This is a genomic window from Hydrogenophaga crocea (assembly GCF_011388215.1).
GTDB classification, from domain to species: Bacteria; Pseudomonadota; Gammaproteobacteria; order Burkholderiales; family Burkholderiaceae_C; genus Hydrogenophaga; species Hydrogenophaga crocea.
Genome location: NZ_CP049989.1, coordinates 2603347 through 2624144, shown reverse-complemented (window position 1 = coordinate 2624144; position 20798 = coordinate 2603347). Strand labels below are relative to the sequence as shown.

21 protein-coding genes are annotated in these 20798 nt (G+C 71.8%); 9 read left to right on the top strand and 12 right to left on the bottom strand.

The window, feature by feature from the left end; translation table 11 throughout:
• Positions 1-27: 27 nt before the first annotated feature.
• From G9Q37_RS12390 to paaK, 3 genes are read left to right on the top strand one after another with little or no spacing between them, the layout of a single operon-like run.
• Positions 28-822, top strand: coding sequence for an enoyl-CoA hydratase-related protein (locus tag G9Q37_RS12390; RefSeq protein WP_166227488.1), 795 nt, complete (start codon positions 28-30; stop codon positions 820-822).
• Positions 823-824: 2 nt separating this feature from the next.
• Positions 825-1265, top strand: coding sequence for a hydroxyphenylacetyl-CoA thioesterase PaaI (gene paaI / locus G9Q37_RS12385; protein WP_166227487.1), 441 nt, complete (start codon positions 825-827; stop codon positions 1263-1265).
• On the top strand, positions 1262-2557 hold the full coding sequence (gene paaK / locus G9Q37_RS12380; protein WP_166227486.1) for a phenylacetate--CoA ligase PaaK: 1296 nt from the start codon (positions 1262-1264) through the stop codon (positions 2555-2557). The genes paaI and paaK overlap by 4 nt, the downstream gene beginning before the upstream one ends.
• A 3-nt stretch (positions 2558-2560) precedes the next feature.
• Here paaK and G9Q37_RS12375 read toward each other — a convergent pair whose 3' ends face one another.
• The 3 genes from G9Q37_RS12375 to G9Q37_RS12365 are packed head-to-tail and all read right to left on the bottom strand — an operon-like array spanning position 2561 to position 6245.
• Entirely contained in the window at positions 2561-4363 is a 1803-nt protein-coding gene (locus tag G9Q37_RS12375; protein ID WP_166227485.1) for a M61 family metallopeptidase, read from the bottom strand.
• The gene (locus G9Q37_RS12370) at positions 4360-5076 is read right to left on the bottom strand and encodes a DsbC family protein (RefSeq protein ID WP_166227484.1); all 717 of its coding nucleotides are present in this window, start codon (positions 5074-5076) and stop codon (positions 4360-4362) included. Before G9Q37_RS12370 ends, G9Q37_RS12375 begins: the two co-directional genes overlap by 4 nt.
• Before the next feature lie 32 nt (positions 5077-5108).
• Positions 5109-6245: an FAD-dependent monooxygenase gene (locus G9Q37_RS12365; RefSeq protein ID WP_166227483.1), complete on the bottom strand. Its 1137-nt coding sequence runs from the start codon at positions 6243-6245 to the stop codon at positions 5109-5111.
• A gap of 63 nt (positions 6246-6308) precedes the next feature.
• Here G9Q37_RS12365 and G9Q37_RS12360 point away from each other — a divergent pair, with 63 nt between their 5' ends.
• On the top strand, positions 6309-7193 hold the full coding sequence (locus G9Q37_RS12360; protein WP_166227482.1) for an MOSC domain-containing protein: 885 nt from the start codon (positions 6309-6311) through the stop codon (positions 7191-7193).
• Here the strand turns inward: G9Q37_RS12360 and G9Q37_RS12355 are convergent.
• From G9Q37_RS12355 to G9Q37_RS12345, 3 genes are read right to left on the bottom strand one after another with little or no spacing between them, the layout of a single operon-like run.
• Positions 7168-8109 carry a helix-turn-helix transcriptional regulator gene (locus tag G9Q37_RS12355; RefSeq protein WP_166227481.1) on the bottom strand — a complete coding sequence of 314 codons (942 nt, stop codon included), beginning with the start codon at positions 8107-8109 and terminating at the stop codon, positions 7168-7170. The genes G9Q37_RS12360 and G9Q37_RS12355 overlap by 26 nt on opposite strands.
• Before the next feature lie 4 nt (positions 8110-8113).
• Complete coding sequence (locus tag G9Q37_RS12350; protein ID WP_166227480.1) at positions 8114-10195, bottom strand: xanthine dehydrogenase family protein molybdopterin-binding subunit; 2082 nt, start codon at positions 10193-10195, stop codon at positions 8114-8116.
• Positions 10192-10665 carry a (2Fe-2S)-binding protein gene (locus G9Q37_RS12345; RefSeq protein WP_166227479.1) on the bottom strand — a complete coding sequence of 158 codons (474 nt, stop codon included), beginning with the start codon at positions 10663-10665 and terminating at the stop codon, positions 10192-10194. The genes G9Q37_RS12350 and G9Q37_RS12345 overlap by 4 nt, the downstream gene beginning before the upstream one ends.
• A 133-nt stretch (positions 10666-10798) precedes the next feature.
• Between G9Q37_RS12345 and ychF the strand changes: the two genes are divergently transcribed.
• A complete protein-coding gene (gene ychF / locus G9Q37_RS12340; RefSeq protein ID WP_166227478.1) occupies positions 10799-11890 on the top strand; it encodes a redox-regulated ATPase YchF in 1092 nt (363 codons plus the stop codon).
• Between the two features lie 24 nt (positions 11891-11914).
• On the opposite strand, the gene G9Q37_RS12335 is transcribed toward ychF, so the two are convergent.
• From G9Q37_RS12335 to G9Q37_RS12315, 5 genes are all read right to left on the bottom strand, one after another.
• Positions 11915-12475, bottom strand: a complete 561-nt coding sequence (locus G9Q37_RS12335) for a hypothetical protein (RefSeq protein ID WP_166227477.1) — start codon at positions 12473-12475, stop codon at positions 11915-11917.
• An 18-nt stretch (positions 12476-12493) separates the two neighbouring features.
• The gene (locus G9Q37_RS12330; protein ID WP_166227476.1) at positions 12494-12856 is read right to left on the bottom strand and encodes a hypothetical protein; all 363 of its coding nucleotides are present in this window, start codon (positions 12854-12856) and stop codon (positions 12494-12496) included.
• A gap of 12 nt (positions 12857-12868) precedes the next feature.
• Positions 12869-13348: a type III secretion system chaperone gene (locus G9Q37_RS12325; RefSeq protein ID WP_166227475.1), complete on the bottom strand. Its 480-nt coding sequence runs from the start codon at positions 13346-13348 to the stop codon at positions 12869-12871.
• A 73-nt stretch (positions 13349-13421) separates the two neighbouring features.
• On the bottom strand, positions 13422-14579 hold the full coding sequence (locus G9Q37_RS12320) for an MFS transporter (RefSeq protein ID WP_166227474.1): 1158 nt from the start codon (positions 14577-14579) through the stop codon (positions 13422-13424).
• Positions 14576-15058 carry a YqaA family protein gene (locus G9Q37_RS12315; RefSeq protein WP_166227473.1) on the bottom strand — a complete coding sequence of 161 codons (483 nt, stop codon included), beginning with the start codon at positions 15056-15058 and terminating at the stop codon, positions 14576-14578. The genes G9Q37_RS12320 and G9Q37_RS12315 overlap by 4 nt, the downstream gene beginning before the upstream one ends.
• Before the next feature lie 133 nt (positions 15059-15191).
• Here G9Q37_RS12315 and dusB point away from each other — a divergent pair, with 133 nt between their 5' ends.
• The 4 genes from dusB to G9Q37_RS12295 are packed head-to-tail and all read left to right on the top strand — an operon-like array spanning position 15192 to position 19471.
• Positions 15192-16214, top strand: coding sequence for a tRNA dihydrouridine synthase DusB (dusB, locus tag G9Q37_RS12310; protein ID WP_166227472.1), 1023 nt, complete (start codon positions 15192-15194; stop codon positions 16212-16214).
• An 8-nt stretch (positions 16215-16222) separates the two neighbouring features.
• Positions 16223-16477, top strand: a complete 255-nt coding sequence (locus tag G9Q37_RS12305; protein WP_166227471.1) for a Fis family transcriptional regulator — start codon at positions 16223-16225, stop codon at positions 16475-16477.
• Between the two features lie 26 nt (positions 16478-16503).
• Positions 16504-18090 (top strand): bifunctional phosphoribosylaminoimidazolecarboxamide formyltransferase/IMP cyclohydrolase, encoded by a 1587-nt coding sequence (gene purH, locus G9Q37_RS12300; RefSeq protein ID WP_166227470.1) that lies wholly within the window; start codon positions 16504-16506, stop codon positions 18088-18090.
• Between the two features lie 7 nt (positions 18091-18097).
• On the top strand, positions 18098-19471 hold the full coding sequence (locus tag G9Q37_RS12295) for an MFS transporter (protein WP_240936382.1): 1374 nt from the start codon (positions 18098-18100) through the stop codon (positions 19469-19471).
• 21 nt (positions 19472-19492) lie between these two features.
• Here G9Q37_RS12295 and hemL read toward each other — a convergent pair whose 3' ends face one another.
• Positions 19493-20794: a glutamate-1-semialdehyde 2,1-aminomutase gene (gene hemL, locus G9Q37_RS12290; protein ID WP_166227469.1), complete on the bottom strand. Its 1302-nt coding sequence runs from the start codon at positions 20792-20794 to the stop codon at positions 19493-19495.
• Between the last annotated feature and the right edge of the window lie 4 nt (positions 20795-20798).

The following is a 20798-nucleotide window of genomic DNA, read 5'->3' as shown; positions in this document are numbered from 1 at the left end:
CCAGCCACCCACCGAGGAGACCAGACGATGAGCGACACCACCGTGGTGTACGAAGAGCGCGGGGCCGTGGCCCTGCTCACGCTGAACCGGCCCGAAGCGCTCAACAGCTTCACGCGCGCCATGCACCGCGACCTGTGGGCCGCGCTCGACCGCGCCGAGGCCAACGCCGCGATCCGCGCGCTGGTGATCACGGGCGCGGGCCGCGGCTTCTGCGCCGGCGCCGACCTCGCCGAGTTCGATTTCGAGCCCGGCCCCGACCTGGTGAAGCGCGCCGACCCCGGCCCGGTGATCGAGCAGGCCTTCAACCCCACGGCGCGGCGCCTCATGGCGCTGCGCATGCCCACCCTCGCCGCGGTGAACGGCGTGGCCGCGGGCGCGGGCGCCTCGCTGGTGATGTGCTGCGACATCGCGATCGCCGCGCCCGGCGCGAGCTTCATCCAGGCCTTCAGCAAGATCGGCCTGATCCCCGACGCCGGCGGCAGCTGGCTGCTGGTGGAGCGCCTGGGCCTGGCGCGCGCGATGGCGCTGGCCATGACGGGCGACAAGCTGCCCGCCGCGCAGGCCAAGGAGTGGGGCATGGTGTGGGACGTGGCCGACGACTGCCTGGCCGCCTCGCTCGCCATGGCCGACAAGCTCGCCGCCATGCCCACGCAGGCGCTGGTGGCCACGCGCCGCCTGCTGCGCGAGGCCGGCACGCGCAGCTTCGACGCCCAGCTCGACGCCGAGCGCGACGCGCAGTCGGCCCTGGGCAAGACGCACGACTACATCGAGGGCGTGATGGCCTTCCGCGAGAAGCGTCCGGCGCGCTTCAAGGGCGCATGAGCATGACGCCTGCCGAACGCGCCGCCAAGGTCGGCCAGACCATGTTCGCCGTCGACACCGCGAGCAAGGACACCATGGGCATGGAGCTGCTGGCCTGCGAGCCTGGCCGCGCCGTGATGCGCATGGTGGTCAAGCCGCTGCACCTCAATGGCCACCAGATCTGCCACGGCGGCTTCATCTTCACGCTCGCCGACTCCACCTTCGCCTTCGCCTGCAACAGCCACAACCGCAACGCGGTGGCCGCGGGTTGCAGCATCGAATTCCTGCGGCCCACGCACGTGGGCGACGTGCTCACCTGCGAGGGCGTGGAGCAGACGCTGTCGGGCCGCCACGGCGTGTACGACATGAAGGTCAGCAACCAGCGCGGCGAGGTCGTGGCCCTGTTCCGCGGCAAGAGCGCGCAGATTCCCGGCAATGTGTTTCCCGAAGAGGACCCGGCATGAGCCAGCTTCCGCTTGAACCGATCGAAAAGGCCAGCGTCGACGAGCTGCGCGCACTGCAGCTCAAGCGCCTGCGCGCCACGCTGCAGCACGCCTACGCGAACTCGCCCGTCTACCGCGCCAAGTTCGACGCCGCGGGCGTGCACCCCGACGACTGCCGCAGCCTGGACGACCTGGCGAAGTTCCCCTTCACGACCAAGGCCGACCTGCGCGACAACTACCCCTTCGGCATGTTCGCGGTGCCGCGCGCGCAATGCGCGCGCATCCACGCGAGCAGCGGCACCACGGGCAAGCCCACGGTGGTGGGCTACACGCAGCGCGACATCGACACCTGGGCCACCGTGGTGGCGCGCAGCATCCGCGCCAGCGGCGCGCGCGCGGGCGACCTGGTGCACGTGAGCTACGGCTATGGCCTGTTCACGGGCGGCCTGGGCGCGCACTACGGCGCCGAGAAGCTGGGCCTCACGGTGGTGCCCTTCGGCGGCGGCCAGACCGAGCGCCAGGTGCAGCTGATCCAGGACTTCCGGCCCGACATCATCATGGTCACGCCGAGCTACATGCTCGCCATCGCCGACGAGTTCCAGCGCCTGGGCCTGGACCCGCGCGAGAGCAGCCTGCGCATCGGCATCTTCGGCGCCGAGCCCTGGACCAATGACATGCGCCAGGCGATCGAGCAGCGCATGGGCATCGACGCGGTCGACATCTACGGCCTGTCCGAGGTGATGGGCCCGGGCGTGGCCAACGAGTGCGTGGAAACCAAGGACGGCCCGACGATCTGGGAAGACCACTTCTACCCCGAGATCATCGACCCCGAGACCGGCGCGGTGCTGCCCGATGGCGAACTGGGTGAGCTGGTGTTCACCAGCCTCACCAAGGAGGCGCTGCCCATCATCCGCTACCGCACGCGCGATCTCACGCGGCTGCTGCCGGGCACGGCGCGCACCATGCGCCGCATGGAAAAGATCACCGGCCGCAGCGACGACATGATGATCGTGCGCGGCGTGAACGTGTTCCCCACGCAGATCGAGGAGCTGATCCTCAAGCAGCCCGCGCTGACCGCGCACTACCAGTGCGTGCTCACGCGCGAAGGGCCCATGGACTGCCTGACCGTGCGCGTGGAAACCCGCCCGGGTCTCGACCCGAAGGCCGCCGAGGCCGTGGCCGCGGCGCGCGCGCTGCAGCACGATGTGAAGACCTTCGTGGGCACCAGCATCGACGTGCAGTTGCAGGCCGAGGGCGGCGTGGAGCGCAGCCAGGGCAAGGCCAAGCGCGTGCTCGACCAGCGCCCGAGGTAAGCGTCAGACCGACAGCCAGGGCGCCAGGCGGGTGGCGTCGCCCACAGTAACGCGCCAGGCGGTTTGCGGCGCGGGCCACTGCAGCGGCAGGCGCAGCAGCTGGCGGTCGCGCGACACCAGCGCGGTGAGCTGGGTGCGCGGCCCGCGCAGGGCCTGCACCTCGTCGAGCTTGCCCACGCGCCAGGCCTCGGGTGCGCCGCCGCGCCGCGCGGGCGCGAATTCCACACCCAGCCATTCATCCCCCGCGGCCAGGCCAGCCGCTTCGCCGGCCCCGCCGCGCAGCACGGCCTTCACCGTGAGCGTGCCGCCGGCTTCGGCCACGCGCAGGCCGAGCTGCTGCGCGAGCGGCGCCGGGTCGTGCTGCACCTTCGCGCCCAGGGCCTGCAGCAGCGCTTCGAGCGGCAGGTCGGCGGTGCCGTGCACCCAGGCATCGAGCTCGGCGTCGAAGGCGCGGCCGCCGAGCTGGCGCAGCGTGCGGCGCAGGTCGGTCTCGCGCATGGGGCCGGCCTCGCAGCGTTGCCAGAGCGCGCGCATCACGTCGTCGAGCGTGGTGCGGCCTTCCTGGCGCAGCGTGAGGTCGAGCGCCAGCGCCACCAGCGCGCCCTTGGTGTAGTAGCTCACCGTGGCGTTGGGCGTGTTCTCGCCCACGCGGTAGTACTTGGTCCAGGCATCGAAGCTGGCCTGGGCCACGGTCTGCACCTGCCGGCCCGGGGTCTGCAGCACCTGGTTCACGGTCTTGGTGACCAGCTGCAGGTAGGCGGCGTCGTCGATCAGGCCGGCGCGGCGCAGGAACAGGTCGTCGTAATAGCTCGTGAAGCCCTCGAAGAACCACAGCAGCTCGGTGTGGTTCTCGCGGTCGTAGTCGTAGCGCGCGAACTCGGCCGGGCGCAGCCGCTTCACGTTCCAGGTGTGGAAGTATTCGTGGCTGATCAGGCCCAGCAGCGTGGTGTAGCCGTCGCCGGCCTTGAGGGCTGCGGGCTTGGTGTCGCCCGTGCGGCGCGCGGGCAGGTCGCTGCGCTGGCAGATCAGCGCGGTGCTGTTGCGGTGTTCGAGCCCGCCGTAGCCGTCGCCGCTGGCGTGCAGCATGAACACGTAGCGCTCGAAGGGCGGCGCACCGTCGCCGTGCCAGAACGCGATCTGGGTTTCGCAGATGCGGCGCGTGTCTTCGACCAGGCGCTCGGTGTCGGCCCAGCCGCCCGCGCCCGTCATCACGAAGCGGTGCGGCACACCGCCCGCGGTGAACTCGGCGCTGAAGAAGCGGCCCAGGGTGACGGGGCAGTCGGCGAGCTCGTCGTAGTCGGCCGCGTGGTGCGTGCCCCAGCCCTGTTCGTCCACCCGTTGCGGCGCCAGGCCGGTGGCCACGGCCCAGTCGGCCGGTGCGTTGCCGCGCGCGATGTCCAGCGTGTGCGGCCGGTCTTCGTGGCCGAGCACGCGCAGGCAGGTGCTGGTGGCGTTGAAGAAGCCGCGCGTGGCGTCGAGCCAGGCTGTGCGCACCGAGGCGTCGAAGGCGTAGATCTGGTAGCGCAGCTCGAGCGGTGCGCCGGCCGCGTTGGCGGCCTGCCAGCGGTGCTTGTCGAGCTGCTTCAGGGCCACGGGCGCGCCGCCCTGGCTGGCCTGCAGGCCTTGCAGGTGCTGCGAGAACTCGCGCACCAGGTAGCTGCCCGGAATCCACACCGGCAACGCGAAGCGCTGGGCGCGCGCGGGTTCGGTGACGGTGAGCGTGACGCTGAAGAGGTGGGCGTGCAGGTTCAGCACCTCGACGCGGAAGTGCACGGAAGCGGCCGCCTTGCCGCGCGGGCGGCTCATTTGGCCTTCGCTTCCTTGAACTGGGCCTCGATGCGGTCGGCAGTGATGAAGCCCGGCACCCGCGTGTCGTTGGCGAAGATCAGCGTGGGCGTGCCGTTGATGCCGTGTTTGGCGGCCAGCGCGGCGTTGCGTTCGATGGCCGCGGTGTCGCAGCTCGCCTCGGCGGGCGGCTGCTGGTTGAGCATCCAGCTGCTGTAGGTCTTGGCGCGGTCCTTGGCGCACCAGATGCGCTGCGACTTCACCACCGAGTCGGGGCCGAGCACGGGGATCAGGAACACGTGCAGGGTCACGTCGTCGACCTTGGTGAGTTCCTGGTGCAGGCGCTTGCAGAAGCCGCAGTTGGGGTCTTCGAACACCGCGAGCTGGCGCGTGCCCTTGCCCTTGACCAGCTTGAACGAGTCCTTGAAGGGCAGGTCCTTGAAGGCCACGGCGTTGAGCTTGTCGAGCCGGGCGTCGGTGAGGTTGGTGCGGTTCTTGGTGTCGATCAGCGGGCCGCCGAGCACGTAGGTGGCGTTGTCGTCGGTGTAGACGAGCTGGTTGCCGCTCAGGCGCACCTCCCACAGGCCGGGGAAGGGCGTCTTGCTCACCTCTTCGATGGGCGGCAGGTTGGGCAGGCGCTCGGCGAGGTTCTTGCGGATGGTCGCGTCCTGGGCCGCGGCCGACAGGCTCAGGCCGGCGAGCAGGCCGAGCAGCAGGGTTTTGAGAATGTTCATGGGGCAGGCCCGGGCGAAGAATCGGAAAGGCGTCAGAGCGACAGGCCCATGGCCTGGCGCGCCAGCCAGCGCTTGAGCGGTCCGCTGCGGTCGAAGCCCGACAGGCCCCGGTTGCGCAGCAGCTGCACCCGTGTATCGGCCAGGCCGAACAGCGAGAACAGCCCGTCGGTCACCCAGGCCATGGCCTGCAGGTCGCCGGCGCGTGCGCGCTCGTAGCGTCTGAGCAGTTTGGGGTCGTCGAGTTCGCGCCAGTACTCGCGTGCATGCAGCACGCGCGCGAGCTCGGCCGCGTCGGCCAGGCCCAGGTTGAGGCCCTGGCCGGCCAGGGGGTGCACGGCGTGGGCGGCGTCGCCCGCGAGCACCACCGTGCCCTGGTCGCCCTGGGCGATCCAGCGTCGCGCGCGCGACAGCTGCAGCGGCCAGGCCTGGGGCGCGCCCAGCAGCGTGAGTACGCCGAGCGCCTGCTGCGAGCGCTCCTGCACCGCCTGGGCGAAGGCCGCGGGCTCGGCACCCAGCCAGGCGGCGGTGCGCTCGGCGGGCAGCGACCACACCAGCGCGAGCTCGTGCGCGCCTTCGCCGCCCAGCGGCAGCAGCGCGAGCACTTCGCCCTCGGTGAACCACTGGCGCGCGACGCCGCCGTGCGGCTGCGCGGCACGCAGCCGCGCCGCGATGGCCTTGTGCGGGTAGGGCCGCACCTCGTGCTCGATGCCCAGGGCCTCGCGCGTGCTGCTGTGCCGGCCTTCGCAGACCACGGTCAGGCGCGCGGCCGGTGCCTCGGTCACGCGCTCCACACCGGCGGCGAAGCCGATCGCGTCCGCGAGCCGCCGCTCCAGGGCAGGCACGTCGACGATCCAGGTGAGGGCTTCGGCGCCGAGCTCGGCCGCCTCGAAGCGCAGCGAGCCATCGGCGTCGCCCTGCACCTGCATGGCGCGCACCGGGGTGACCGCGCCCGGCACGTCGTCGGGCCAGGCGCGCAGGGCGCGCAGCAGCTCGCGCGAGGCGGTGTTGAGCGCGTAGGCGCGCACGTCGTCGGGGCGGGGGGCGGCGGCAGGGGCCACGAGCGCCACGCGCAGGCGCTCTTGCGCCAGCAGCAGGGCCAGGGCCTGGCCCACCACGCCCGCACCGCGGATGACCACGTCGGCGCGTCGTGAGGTGGCGTTGGAAGACATGCCCGGATTCTAGGAGCAGGGCACAATCCGGCGCTTTCGCGCCACCCCCAAGTCCCCAGCGCCATGTCCGACACCGCCGACGTCCAAGCCACCATCGACGCCCTCTGGGTCTACCCCGTGAAATCCTGCGCCGGCGTGCGCCTGCAGGAGGCCGAGCTCACCGAGACCGGCCTGCTCTACGACCGCGCCTGGATGGTGGTGGACGCCGACGGCGAATTCGTGAGCCAGCGCGAGCTGCCGCGCATGGCGCTGATCCAGCCCAGCTTCAAGATGGGCCAACTGGTGCTGCGTGCGCCCGGCATGCTGGCGCTGCACCTGCAGCTCGACGCCGCCGAGCGCCCGATGAAGGTGCGCGTGTGGGACGACGAGGTGGCCGCCTGGGACATGGGCGACCTGGCCGCGCAGTGGTTCAGCGACTTCCTCGGCCCCGGGGCGCCGGCCGCGCTCAAGAAACTGCGTCTGGCGCGCTTCGACCCCGAGTTGAAGCGCGCCAGCGATCCCCGGTGGACCGGCGGCCGCGAGGCCGGCACCCAGTTCGCCGACGGCTTCGCGCTGCTGGTCACGAGCACCGCGTCGCACGACGAGCTCAATGCGCGGCTCGCCGCGGCGGGCCACGCGCCGGTGGACGCGCGCCGCATGCGGCCCAACATCGTGCTGGGCGGCCTGCAGGCGCACGACGAGGACCGTGTGGGCGCGCTGCGCATCGAGGCCGAGGGTGGCCCGGCCCTGATCGAGCCCGTGAAGCCCTGCGCGCGTTGCCCGATTCCCGATGTGAACCCCGACACCGCCGAAACCGGCACCGCGGTCAACGACACGCTGCGCGGCTACCGCGCCGATGCGCGCGTGAAGGGCGCTCTGACCTTCGGCATGAACGCCATCGTGCTCGAAGGCGACGGCCGCCTGCTGCGTGTGGGGCAGCGCGTCAGCGGCGACTGGCGCTTCGACTGAGGCCGGCGCGGCCGAACTGCGCGCGGTACTGCGCCGGCGTGAGGCCGGTGTGCGCACGGAAGCGGCGCGCGAAGTGCGGCTGGTCGGCGAAGCCGCTGGCGTAACCCACCTCGGCCAGGGGCGCATCGCTGTCGGTGAGCCAGCGCGCCGCGTGGTTCAGGCGCGCCTGGGCCAGCAGGGCGCTGAAGCTCTGCTGCTCGCGCGCCAGCCGGCGCTGCAGCGTGCGCGGCGCCGTGTGCAGCGCCTCGGCCAGTCGCGCGAGCGTCCAGCCGCCCGCGGGGTCCCGCTCAAGCAGCGCGAGCGGGCCGGGCGTCGATGCCGTCGCCGACGGCCCGTCGGCCGCGGACGCCGGGCGCTGCTGCCAGCGCCATTCCCACTCGGCCAGCGCTGCGGGCCAGGCGCTGCTTGCGTCGGGCGCGGCCCAGCGGCCGTCGAAGGTCCAGGCCGTCGCCCCTGCGGGCCGCGCGCGCAGCCCGTGCACGGCGGGCAGGCGTGCGGCGAGTGCCAGCAGCAGGCCGGCGACGAGCAGGTCTTCGGCCGCGGTGGGCGGCGCCTGCGATCGCAGCGAGGCGTGGCGCCAGCGCAGGTGCTGCGGTCCGGCGTCGAGCACCAGCACCCGGTGGCGCGAATGCACGAAGCGTTCGAGCCGCTGCCAGCGCTCCAGCAGGTCGCCGGGGCCGCTCGCGTGCACGAACACGCGCCCCATGGGGTCGCCGTGCAGCGTCTGCACCGCTTCGCCCAGGCGGGCGATGGCGCATGGCCCGTGCGCCTGCCACAAGGCCTGCAGCTGCGCGCGTTTGTCGGGCAGGGCGACACGGCCCAGGTGGCTGGGCGGGGGCGCGGGCGCCGGCAGGCCCTGGCGGCGCAGGCCCTCGCGCACCACGCGCATCATCGCGGCCGAAGCGAAATCGTCCATGGCCTCAAGTCTGCGCGAAGGCGGCGGGGTCGAGCGGGAAGCGCGTGGGCCGCCGCCCGGTGGCCGCGCGCACCGCGTTGGCGATGGCCGCGGCCGCGGCCACGATCACCGTCTCGCCCGCGCCGCCCGGCGGCTCGCCTTCGTCCACCAGCACCACGTGCAGCGGCGGCACCGCATCCAGCCGCGGAATGGGCGCGCTCGCGAAGCTGTCGCTCGCAACGCGGCCATCGGCCACCGTCAGCGCATCGCTGAGCGCCATGCCCAGTCCCCACACCAGGTTGCCTTCGCACTGCGCGCGCACGCCGTCGGCGTCGATGACGTGGCCGCAGTCGTGCGCGCAGCCCAGGCGCGTCACCCGCACCCGGCCATCGGCGGCCACGCTCACGTCCGCCACCACCGCGGCGTGGCTGCTCTGCTTGTAGGTGCCGCAGGCCACGCCGCGGCCGCGCCGTTCGCCAGCGGTCGCAGGCGGGAGGGGCGGCGCGGCCTGCACCGCGGCGCGCAGCACGCGCGCGAGCCGCGGCTCGCCGATGTGCGCGAGGCGAAACGCCACCGGGTCCTGCCCAGCGAGCCAGGCGCATTCGTCGATGGCCGATTCGATTGCCAGGCCGTTGGGGCCTGCGCCCAGGCCGCGCCACGGGCCGGTGAACACGGGCAGGCGCGCGAGCGCGAAGCGCACCTCGCGCCGGGGCGCCCGGTAGGGCGGGGCGGCGCCGCGCGCCACGCCCGGGTCGCCCGCCACCACGTCGGTGATGCGCTGCAGCCAGGCGGGCACGCCGGCCGCGGTGAACAGGATGTGGCTGCTCGCGAAATGGTGCTGCCAGTCCTGCAGGCGACCGTCGCGCCAGCGGGCGCGCAGGCGGTGGCTGGAGGGCGGGCGGTGAAAGCCCTGGCGGAACTCCTGCGTGCGCGTCCATTGCACCTTCACCGGGGCGCGCACCGCTTCGCACAGCAGCGCGGCTTCGAGCTCCACGGTGCAGATCGTCTTGCCGCCGAAGGCGCCGCCCACGCGGCAGGGGTGCACGCGCAGCTGCGTTTCGCCGCGGCCCAGCGCCTTGCCGACCACGTCGCGCTGGTACCAAGCGTCCTGCGTGCCGACCCAGAGGTCGAGCACGCCCGCGGCATCGAGGGCGGCCACGGCGGCGCGCGGCTCGATGGCCGCGTGCGCCGCGAGCGGCACGTCGATGCGCAGGTCGAGGTCCCAGGGCGCGGCGGGGTCGATGCGGCCTTCGTCGAGCACCGTGTTCGGCAGCCGGCCTTGTGCGGCATGCGCGTCGACGTCGATGCGGCGCGCGATGGCGGGGTCGTCGCCGGTGCCGTCCACGCCCCACTGCACCGCGAGCGCGGCCTCGATGCGATCGAGCGCGCCCGGCGTGCGCGCCACGATGCCCAGGCCTTCGGCCTGGGCCTGCTGCAGGCGCTGGTCGCGCACCAGCGCGACGAAGCCGGGCACGGCGCGCGCCGCGCGCTCGTCCAGGCCGAGCACGCGCGAGGGCAGCTCGGGCGACAGCGGGGCGCGCAGCACGCGGCCGTGCAGCAGTCCGGGCAGGCGCACGTCGGCCACGTAGAGCGGCGCGCCGGTCACGATCTCGCGGTCGTGCACACGCGGCACCGGCCTGCGCGCCCCGGGCGCGGGTGTGGCGCCGGCCGGGCGCCGGAACGATCGCAGGGCCGTGGGCGGCAGGGGGTCGGCATCGCGCCAGCCGTGCGTCTCGCCGCGCGCGAAGGCCTCGCGCAGCGTGGCGCAGGCCTGGGCCAGCGGCAGGGCGAAGTCGCGCACCGATTCGCTGCCCACCGTGGCGCGCACGCGCGCCAGGTCGGCCGTGCCCGCGAGCCGCACGGCCACGGCCTCTGCGGCCACGCCCAGTTCGTCGGCGGCGACCTGGCGCAGGGCGGTGGCGATCTGCTGGCCCATTTCGGCGCGGGGCAGCCGCAGCGTGTAGCGGCCGTTCTCGTGGTGGATCCAGCCCAGCGCGTCGTGCGGGCTGGCGGCAGGCCGCTTGGGAAACACCGGCAGCGCGCAGCCGCCCAGCCAGAAGCTCACACCCAGGCCGCTTCCCGCCAGCAACAGGCTGCGGCGCTTCATGACGGCTCCCCGCCGGGCTGCCCCGAAGCACGCTTCACAGCGGCCCGGATGCGCTGCTGGGTGCCGCAGCGGCAGAGGTGGCCCGCGAGGGCGTCGGTGGTTTGTGCGTCCGTGGGCCGGGGGTGTTGATCGAGCAGCGCGGCGCAGGCGAGGATCTGGCCGGCCTGGCAGTAGCCGCACTGCGGCACGCGCTCGTCGAGCCAGGCCTGTTGCACTGGGTGCAGCCGGCCGTCGGGGCCGGCCAGGCCTTCGATCGTGGTGATGCGCCGGCCCTGCGCCGAGCGCACGGGCAACAGGCAACTGCGCTGCGGCCGGCCGTCCAGCAGCACCGTGCAGGCGCCGCACAGGCCCTGGCCGCAACCGTACTTGGCGCCCGTCAGCGCCAGGTGCTCGCGCAACACCCACAACAGCGCCTCGTCCTGCCACTCGGGCGCCACGCCGCGGCGCTCCCCGTTCACCATGAGTTCCATGCCGGCTCCTTGGGTTGAATGGGCGGCATGGTGCGTGGCCGGCGCGCCGCCGTCTTGAACCTGCGCGCCATGCGGCGACCGGGTGGGAACACCCCCTGGGCTACACTGCCGGGTTCGTCACGAGGTTCCCCCCATGAGCTTGAAATGCGGCATCGTGGGCCTGCCCAACGTGGGCAAGTCCACGCTCTTCAACGCCCTCACCAAGGCCGGCATCGCGGCCGAGAACTACCCGTTCTGCACCATCGAGCCCAACACGGGCGTGGTGGAAGTGCCCGACCCGCGCCTCGCGCAGCTGGCCGAGATCGTCCAGCCGCAGCGCGTGGTGCCGGCGATCGTCGAGTTCGTGGACATCGCGGGCCTGGTGGCCGGCGCGAGCAAGGGCGAAGGCCTGGGGAACCAGTTCCTGGCCCACATCCGCGAGACCGACGCCACAGTGAACGTGGTGCGCTGCTTCGAAGACCCGAACGTGATCCACGTGGCGGGCAAGGTCGACCCGATCGCCGACATCGAGGTGATCCAGACCGAGCTTTGCCTGGCCGACCTGTCCACCGTGGAAAAGACCATCCAGCGCGCGCAGAAAACCGCGCGCGCGGGCGACAAGGACGCGCAGAAGCTGCTGGTGCTGCTCGAGAAATGCCAGGCCGCGCTCAACGAGGCGAAACCCGTGCGCACGCTCGACCTGTCCAAGGAAGAGCGCGCGCTGCTCAAGCCCTTGTTCCTCATCACCGCCAAGCCCGCGATGTTCGTGGGCAACGTGGCCGAGGACGGGTTCGAGAACAACCCGCTGCTCGATCGCCTCAAGGCCTACGCCGAGGCGCAGCACGCGCCGGTGGTGGCCATCTGCGCCAAGCTCGAGGCCGAAATGGCCGAGATGAGCGACGAGGACCGCCAGATGTTCCTCGAAGAGCTGGGCCAGGAAGAGCCCGGCCTGAACCGCCTGATCCGCGCGGCCTATGGCCTGCTGGGCCTGCAAACCTATTTCACCGCGGGTGAAAAAGAGGTGCGCGCCTGGACCATCCACAAGGGCGACACCGGCCCGCAGGCGGCCGGCGTGATCCACACCGATTTCGAGAAGGGCTACATCCGCGCCCAGACGATTGCCTTTGCCGACTACATCGCCCACAAGGGCGAGCAGGGCGCGAAGGAGGCCGGCAAGATGCGCGCGGAGGGCAAGGACTACGTCGTGCAGGACGGCGACGTGATGAACTTCCTGTTCTCGGGCTGAACCCGCCCCTTCGTCCCGCCAGGCTCAGGCCGTGGGGGGCAGTTCGTCGAGGGTGATGCGCGTGGCGCCAACCGACTGCAACTGACCGGTTGCTGCGGTGGGCTGTTGCCGGTTCACCGACGTGAGCTCGTAGGCCCGCGCCAGTTCCTTGACCTTTTCGCGCAAGGTGAACGTCGTGGCCGAAGAGACGGCCTCTTGCCCCATGTCCTTTTTGAACATGTCGACCAATGGGGTCACGGCCTTGCGCATCTGAGGCAACAGGGTTTCCGAAGAAACCTTGACGAACAGGTTCTCGAGCATGTGATTGAGCCCCGAGATGCGGCGCTCTTCGACGTTGGTCGGAATCAGGTGCCTGTCGATCCAGCTTGCGCGGCGCGTTGAAAGCCGCGCTTCGCCATGGCGATCCGTGCGCAGCACCAGCACCTTGTATTTGCCGGTGTTCTGGAGGTACCGGTCAAGTGCCTGCAGGCGTTCGCCCGTGCCCTTGGTTTCGTCCGCGATCGTGCGCTTGTCCTGGGCCCTTTGCTGTGACGCCGCGACGCGTGCCTGCAGGAGCTTGACGGGGTTGGTGAGGCGAGAGGTCATGGGGGCTCCGGGGCCTGATCAGTTGGAGGCGGGGTGAGCGGCGGAAGCGGCCGCGTCGTCATCGAGAACGAAGGCCATGAGCTTGTCCACGTCGCGCCGCAGCAGCGGGTCGACCTGCACCACATCGGCCAGCGCGCCGCTGCGCAGCAGTTCGGCCAGGGCCTGGCGGCGCGCTGCATGGCCCTGGGCGTGCGTGAGCAGGCGGTCGCGCCGGGCCTGCGTGCGCGCATCGGGCGGTGTCTGCGCCGGTTCATGGCCAGGGCGCGCATACAGGGTGCGTGCGCCCGAGGGGGCGTTGTCGGGTTGAGCCCCCGCCGGGGGAAGCGCCGCACCGATGGGGGTGCCGGCGTTGTCGGGATGTGTTGCGTCGATCTTGCTCATGGACGTGCTCCCTCAGGCGCGCTGCAGGGCCATCATGTCCAGGGCCTTCGAAGGCCCGCCGTCGCCGGCTTCGGCGTTCTCCACCAGCATGGTCCAGAACAGGCGCATGCCTTCGTGGCGCAGCAGGGTGTTGGCGAGCAGCACGTGGGCCGCCTCGGCGTCGTCGAGCTGGATGTCGTTGATCAGCAGCAGGTGGCCGTCTTCGTCGTCGCGCGCCAGCCGCATGGCCCCCAGTTCGCTCCACAGCGTGTTGAAGCTGAGGCAACTGGCGTGCACCTTGGCCTGCACGTCCTCGCGGGGTTGCCCGACGCCTGCCGTGATGACGAGCCGTTGGGGGGACTCGGCCCATTCCACCAGGCACTCGCCACCGGTTTCGAAGTGCACGAACCAGGTGCCCGGCGAGAGTTCGACCACCGCCTCCATGGCCTCGGCGTGTTCGGCGGCGGCCACCAGGCACCGGGCCGCGGCATCGGGAGAGGGAATGGCGTTCATGGGATCGCGGGATGAAAGCTGGGGCGAAGCTGGGTAACGCATACCCACCCGAGGTTCCCGCGCCCGCGGTGGACTAGGCCTGGGCGCGCGCCGCCGCCCAGGCGCTGAGTCCCATGGACAGGCCCATCAGCACCAGGCCCACCCAGTGCAGCTGCAGCAACTGGCCCTGGGCGATGAGCAGCCCCCCGAGCGCCGCCCCCAGCGCCTGTCCGCCGTACATGGCCGAGGTGTTCAGGGCCACCGTGGCCGGCGCGAGCACCGGCGAGGCCTGCACCAGCCGCGCCTGCTGGGCCGAATTGGCCGCGAAGCAGCCCAGCGCCCAGGGCACCATCACCAGGGCCTGGCCCCACCAGTGGCCGCGTCCCAGCGGCCAGAGCAGCAGGCTCAGGGCCATGAGGCCGAGCGTGATGAGCACCGCGCGCGCGGCGCCCAGGCGGTCGATCTGGCGCGTGACGGCTACGTTGCCCAGCAGGCCGAAGGCCCCGAACCAGAGAAAGAGCAGCGACAGGCCCGCCCCGCCGGCCCCCAGGGTCTGGGTCAGGTAAGGCGCGAAGTAGGAGAACAGCGTGAACTGCCCGAAGGCCGACAGCAGCGTGACCCCCACGGCCATCATCAGCGGGGGCGACCCCAGTGCGCGGCCCCAGGCTTCGCGCGAGAGGGCGGCGGGCCGAACGCCGTCGGGCATTTCGCGCCAGACCCAGGCGCCGCTGAGCATGGCCATCACGGCGACCAGGCCGAAGGCCCAGCGCCAGCCCAGCTCGCCGCCGATCCAGGCCGACAGCGGCATGCCCATCACCGAGGCGACGGACCAGCCCAGGAACACGAAAGTGATGGCCCGGCCCCGGTGCGCCGGGCCCACGAGCAGGCCCACGCTGGCCGCGGCCTGGGGCGTGAAGACCGCGGGCGGGACCATGGCGAGCACGCGCAACACCATGAGGGTGGGGTAGTTGGGGGCCAGCGCGCAGGCCGCGTGCAGCACCGCGTACCAGACCAGGGACCAGGCGAGCAGGCGGCGCCGGTCCCAGCCGGCGACCAGGGTGGCGAACAGGGGCGCGCCCACGCCGATCAGGGCCGCGCCCGCGGTGATCAGCAGCCCGGCTTGAGGAATGGACACACCCAGGGAGCGTGCGATGTCGTTGAGCGTGCCGGCCACGGCCATCACGCCGGTGCCGATCACGAGGTTGCCGACCATCAGCGCCCACAGGGCGCGCGGCAGGGCAGGTCGGCTCATGATGGAAACGCGCCGGGGAAGGCCCACAGCAGCGCGGCCGTCATGACGAGGTAGCGCGCGAACTTGCCGATGGCCATGTAGAACAGGCAGGGCCAGAACGCAAAGCGCAACCAGCCGGCCACCGCGCACAGCGGGTCGCCCACCACGGGCAGCCAGCTCAGCAGGCAGGCCTTGGGGCCGAAGCGTTCGAGCCAGTGCAGGGCGCGCAACTCGGTCGGGTTGCCGCGTGCGCGGTCGACCAGGCGGTGGGTGCCCAGGCCCATGAGCCAGCTCACCGCGCCGCCCAGCGTGTTGCCCGCCGTGGCCACCAGCACAGCGGGCCAGAACAGCTCGGGGTTGAGCTTGACCAGGGCGAAGACCGCGGGCTCGGAGCCCAGCGGCAGCAGCGTGGCCGAAACGAAGGCCACCACGAAAACGGTGCTCAGGCCGACCTCGGGCAGGGCCAGCCATTGGGCAAGGGTGGAAAACCAGTCGGGCATGGTGTTGGGGTCGGTCGCGTGCGCTCTCTCGGGCTCCCGTCTGCTGAAAAAACAGGCAGGTACAATGCGCACCCTTCGCGCCCGCCCGCAGGGGCCCGCGGCGCCGACAAGACCGCCACATTCTCCCATCGCCATGCAGATCGGGCCCCACCGCCTGCCCAATGCCCTTTTTGTCGCGCCCATGGCGGGCGTGACGGACCGGCCGTTCCGCAAGCTGTGCAAGCGGCTGGGTGCGGGCTACGCCGTGAGCGAGATGGTGACGAGCCGGCGCGACCTGTGGGACAGCCTCAAGACCTCGCGCCGCGCCAACCACGAGGGCGAGGCGGCGCCGATCGCGGTGCAGATCGCGGGCACCGATGCGGCCATGATGGCCGACGCTGCGCGCTACAACATCGACCGCGGCGCGCAGATCATCGACATCAACATGGGCTGCCCGGCCAAGAAGGTTTGCAACAAGTGGGCCGGCAGCGCGCTCATGCAGGACGAAGCGCTGGCCATCGCCATCGTCGAGGCCGTGGTGCAGGCCTGTGCGCCGCACGGCGTGCCGGTGACGCTCAAGATGCGCACCGGCTGGTGCGACAGCGCGCGCAACGCGCCGGTGCTGGCGCTGGCGGCCGAGGCCGCGGGCGTGCAGATGCTCACCGTGCACGGCCGCACGCGCGAGCAGGGCTACCGCGGCGAGGCCGAGCACGACACGGTGGCGCTGATCAAGAGCCGCGTGCGCATTCCCGTGGTGGCCAATGGCGACATCGATTCGCCCGAGCGCGCGCGCGAGGTGCTGCAGCGCACCGGGGCCGATGCCATCATGATCGGTCGCGCGGCCCAGGGCCGGCCCTGGATCTTCCGCGAGATCGCGCACTTCCTGGCCACGGGCGAACCGCTGCCCGCGCCCGACCTGGCCGAGGTGCGCGGCTGGCTGCTCGAACACCTCGACGACCACTACAGTCTCTACGGCGAGAACACCGGCGTGCGCAGCGCGCGCAAGCACCTGGGCTGGTACGCGCAGTCGCTGCCGCTGTCGCGCGAACAGGTGAGCGATTTCCGCAGCCGTGTGAACGCCACGACCACCATCGACGCGCAGCGCCGCGTGGTGGCCGACGCCTTCGATGCCTGGATCGACGCCGCCGCGTCGCCCGCCTGGAAACTCGCCGCCTAGGCCACCGAATGAGCAACAAGAAGCACCCCTCGGGCAACCCGCTGGACGCCTGCGTCCGCGACAGCCTGCAAGCCTATTTCCGTGACCTCGACGGCACCGAGCCCGCGAACCTGCACGACATGCTGGTGCGCGCGGTCGAGCGCCCGCTGCTCGAGGTGGTGATGGAGCAGGCGCAGCACAACCAGTCGCGCGCCGCGCAATGGCTGGGCCTCAACCGCAACACGCTGCGCAAGAAGCTGCTCGAGCACGGCCTGATCGACTGACCCTTTTCCTTTTCTTCCGAACTCCCATGCGCGCCCTTCTCTCCGTTTCCGACAAGACCGGCATCGTCGATCTCGCCCGCTCGCTGCACGCGCTCGGTGTGCAACTGCTGTCCACCGGCGGCACCGCCAAGCTGCTGGCCGAGCAGGGCCTGCCCGTGACCGAGGTGGCCGAGGTCACCGGCTTTCCCGAGATGCTCGATGGCCGCGTGAAGACGCTGCACCCCAAGGTGCACGGCGGCCTGCTGGCGCGCCGCGATCTGCCCGAGCACATGGCGGCCCTGAAGGAACACGGCATCGCCACCATCGACATCCTGGTGGTCAACCTCTACCCCTTCGAGGCCACCGTGGCCAAGCCCGGCTGCACGCTGGCCGACGCGATCGAGAACATCGACATCGGCGGCCCGGCCATGGTGCGCAGCGCGGCCAAGAACTGGCGTGACGTGGCCGTGCTCACCGACGCTTCGCAGTACGCGGCCGTGATCGACGAGCTCAAGGCCGGCGGCACGCTCTCGCTCAAGACGCGCTTCGCGCTGTCGGTCGCCGCCTTCAACCGCATCAGCCAGTACGACGGCGCGATCAGCGACTACCTCTCGGCCATCGAATTCGACGAGGCCGCCGAGGTGCCCACGCGCAGCGCCTACCCGGGCCAGTCGAACGGCCGCTTCATCAAGCTGCAAGACCTGCGCTACGGCGAGAACCCGCACCAGACCGCGGCCTTCTACCGCGACCTGTACCCCGCGCCCGGTTCGCTGGTCACCGCCAAGCAGCTGCAGGGCAAGGAGCTTTCGTACAACAACATCGCCGACGCCGACGCGGCCTGGGAATGCGTCAAGAGCTTCGACGCGCCGGCCTGCGTGATCGTCAAGCACGCCAACCCCTGCGGCGTGGCCGTGGGCGAGGGCCCGCTTCAGGCCTACCAGAAGGCCTTCCAGACCGATCCCACGAGCGCCTTCGGCGGCATCATCGCGCTCAACCGCCCGCTCGACGGCGCGGCGGCCGAGGCCATCAGCAAGCAGTTCGTCGAGGTGCTGATGGCGCCCGGCTACACGCCCGAGGCGCTCGCCGTGTTCAAGGCCAAGGCCAACGTGCGCGTGCTGCAGATCGATCTGCCGCCCGGCGGCCCCACGGCCTGGGACAAGGGCCTGAACCTGAGCGACGTCAAGCGCGTGGGCTCGGGCCTGCTGATCCAGAGCGCCGACAACCACGTGCTGCAGCGCGAAGACCTCAAGGTGGTCACGAAGCTGCAGCCCACGGCGCAGCAGCTCGACGACCTCATGTTCGCCTGGAAGGTGGCCAAGTTCGTCAAGTCCAACGCCATCGTGTTCTGCAAGGACGGCATGACCATGGGCGTGGGCGCGGGCCAGATGAGCCGCCTCGATTCCGCGCGCATCGCGAGCATCAAGGCCGAACACGCCAAGCTCTCGCTCCAGGGCACGGCGGTGGCCAGCGACGCCTTCTTCCCCTTCCGCGACGGCCTCGACGTGGTGGTGGACGCGGGCGCGAGCTGCGTGATCCAGCCCGGCGGCTCCATGCGCGACCAGGAGGTCATCGACGCCGCGAACGAGCGCGGCGTGGTGATGGTGTTCTCCGGGGTGCGCCATTTCCGCCACTGAGCGTTCCTTGCCCGACGGCCTGCCGCAGCCGCAGCGCCGCTGGGCGGTGCTCGTGATCCTCGTGGGCATCGCCATGGCGGTGCTCGACAGCACCCTGGTCAACCTCGCGCTGCCCACGCTGGCGTCCGATTTCGGCGCCCCGCCCGAGAGCGCGATCTGGGTGGTCAACGCCTTCCAGCTCGCGGTGCTGTGCGTGCTGCTGCCGCTGGCCTCGCTCGGCGACCGTCTGGGCTACCGGCGTGTGTACCTCGCGGGCACGGCGCTGTTCACGCTGGCCTCGCTGGCCTGTGCGCTCGCGCCCAGCCTGTTCTGGCTGGCGGCCATGCGCTTCGTGCAGGGCCTGGGGGCCGCCGGCATGATGAGCGTCAACCTCGCGCTGGTGCGCGCCACCTACCCGCGTGCGCTGCTGGGGCGCGGCATCGCGCTCAATTCCATGGTGGTGGCCTCGGCCTCGGTGCTCGGGCCCTCGCTCGCGGCGGCGGTGCTGTCGGTGGCCGACTGGCCCTGGCTGTTCGCGGTGAACGTGCCCGTGGGCCTGTGGCTGCTGTGGATGGGCGCGCACGCGCTGCCGGACCATGCCGGCGCGGTGGCGAGCCGGGTCGGCCCGCTCGATGTGGTGCTGAATGTGCTCACCTTCGGGCTGGTGTTCCTCGGGGTCGACGCGCTGGCCACGGGGCAGGGTGCGCACGGCGGCTGGCTGCGCGGCGACCTGGCCGCCGCCCTGCTGGCCGCGGGCCTGCTGGTGGGCGCGGTCTATGTGCGGCGGCAACTGGTGCAGGCCACGCCCCTGCTGCCACTCGACCTGTTGCGCATCCGCGTGTTCGCCTTGTCCATGTGCACCTCGGTGAGCGCATTCAGCGCGCAGATGCTGGCCTACGTGTCGCTGCCCTTCCTGTTTCTCGACCTGCTGCGCCGCAGCCACTGGGAAACCGGTCTGCTGATGATGGCCTGGCCGGTCGCGACCATCGCGGTGGCGCCGTTCGCGGGCCGCCTGATCGGGCGTGTCCCGGCCGGTCTGCTGGGCGGCATCGGCCTGGGCACGATGTCGCTGGGCCTGGCCCTGCTGGCCGTGTTGCCCGACACCGCAGGCGTGCCGCGCATCGTCGCGGGCCTGCTGTTGTGCGGGGCGGGCTTCGGCCTGTTCCAGTCGCCCAACAACCACACCATCGTGACCTCGGCGCCGGCCCACCGCAGCGGCGGCGCCGGGGGCATGCAGAGCGCCGCGCGCCTCACGGGTCACCTGATCGGGGCCATGGCCGCGGCCACCGTGTTCAGCCTGTGGCCGCCCGCGCAGGGCCACGGGCCTTTCGTGGCCTTGGGCCTGGCCGCCGGCCTGGCCTGCCTGGCCGGGGCTTTCAGCCTCACGCGGCTGGCGCGCTGAGCGCGCCGCGGTTGCCGGCGCTCAGCGCGGCAACTGGCGCAAGGCCTCGCGCGCGGCCGACAGGGTGTCGGCGATGTCCTGCTCGCTGTGGGCCGCGCTCACGAAGCCGGCCTCGTACAGCGCCGGGGCGATGTACACGCCGCGATCGAGCAGGCCGTGGAACAGCGCGTTGAAGCGCGCGCCGTCGGTCTTCATCACGGTCTGGTAGTTCTGCGGCAGCTCGGGCATGAGGAAGAAGCCGAACATGCCGCCCTCGCTGTCGCCGCTGAAGGCCACACCGGCGTCGCGCGCCTCGGCCTTGAGACCGTCCACCAGCGCGCGTGTGCGCGCCGACAGGGCGTCGAAGAAGCCGGGCTTGCGGATCTCGGCCAGCGTGGCCAGGCCGCAGGCCGTGGCCACCGGGTTGCCCGAGAGCGTGCCGGCCTGGTAGACCGGGCCCAGCGGCGCGAGCTGCTCCATCACCGCGCGCTTGCCGCCGAAGGCGGCCAGCGGCATGCCGCCGCCAATGACCTTGCCCATCACCGTCATGTCGGGCTCGAAGCCGGGGATGAGTTTGGCGTAGACGCTTTGCGCGCCGCCCAGCGCCACGCGGAAACCCGTCATGACCTCGTCGAAGGCCAGCAGCGCGCCGTGCTTCGTGCAGAGCTCGCGGCAGCGCGTCATGAAGGGCACGCTGGCGCGCACGAAGTTCATGTTGCCCGCGATCGGTTCGATCATCAGGCAGGCGATGTCGGCGCCGTGCTCGGCGAAGGCGGCCTCGAGCTGCTCGAGGTTGTTGTATTCGAGCACCAGGGTGTGCTGCACCACCTCGGGGGGCACGCCCGCGCTGGTGGGGTTGCCGAAGGTGGCCAGGCCCGAGCCGGCCTTGACCAGCAGCGCATCGGCGTGACCGTGGTAGCAACCCTCGAACTTGACGATCTTCTTGCGGCCGGTGGCGCCGCGCGCGAGGCGGATGGCGCTCATGCCGGCCTCGGTGCCCGAGCTCACCAGGCGCACCATCTCGAGGCTGGGCACGAGTTCGACGATGGCTTCGGCCAACGCCACTTCGCGCTCGGTGGGTGCGCCGAACGAGAAGCCGTCGAGCGCGGCCTTGTGCACCGCCTCGACCACCGCGGGGTGGCCGTGGCCCAGGATCATCGGGCCCCAGGAGCCGATGTAGTCGATGTAGCGCCGGCCGTTGGCATCCCAGAAGTGGGCGCCCTGGGCGCGTTGCACGAAGCGCGGCGTGCCGCCCACCGCGCGGAAGGCGCGCACGGGCGAGTTCACGCCCCCGGGGATCAGCGCCTTGGCGCGCTCGAACAGTTCGGCGTTGCGGTCGGTCATGGGC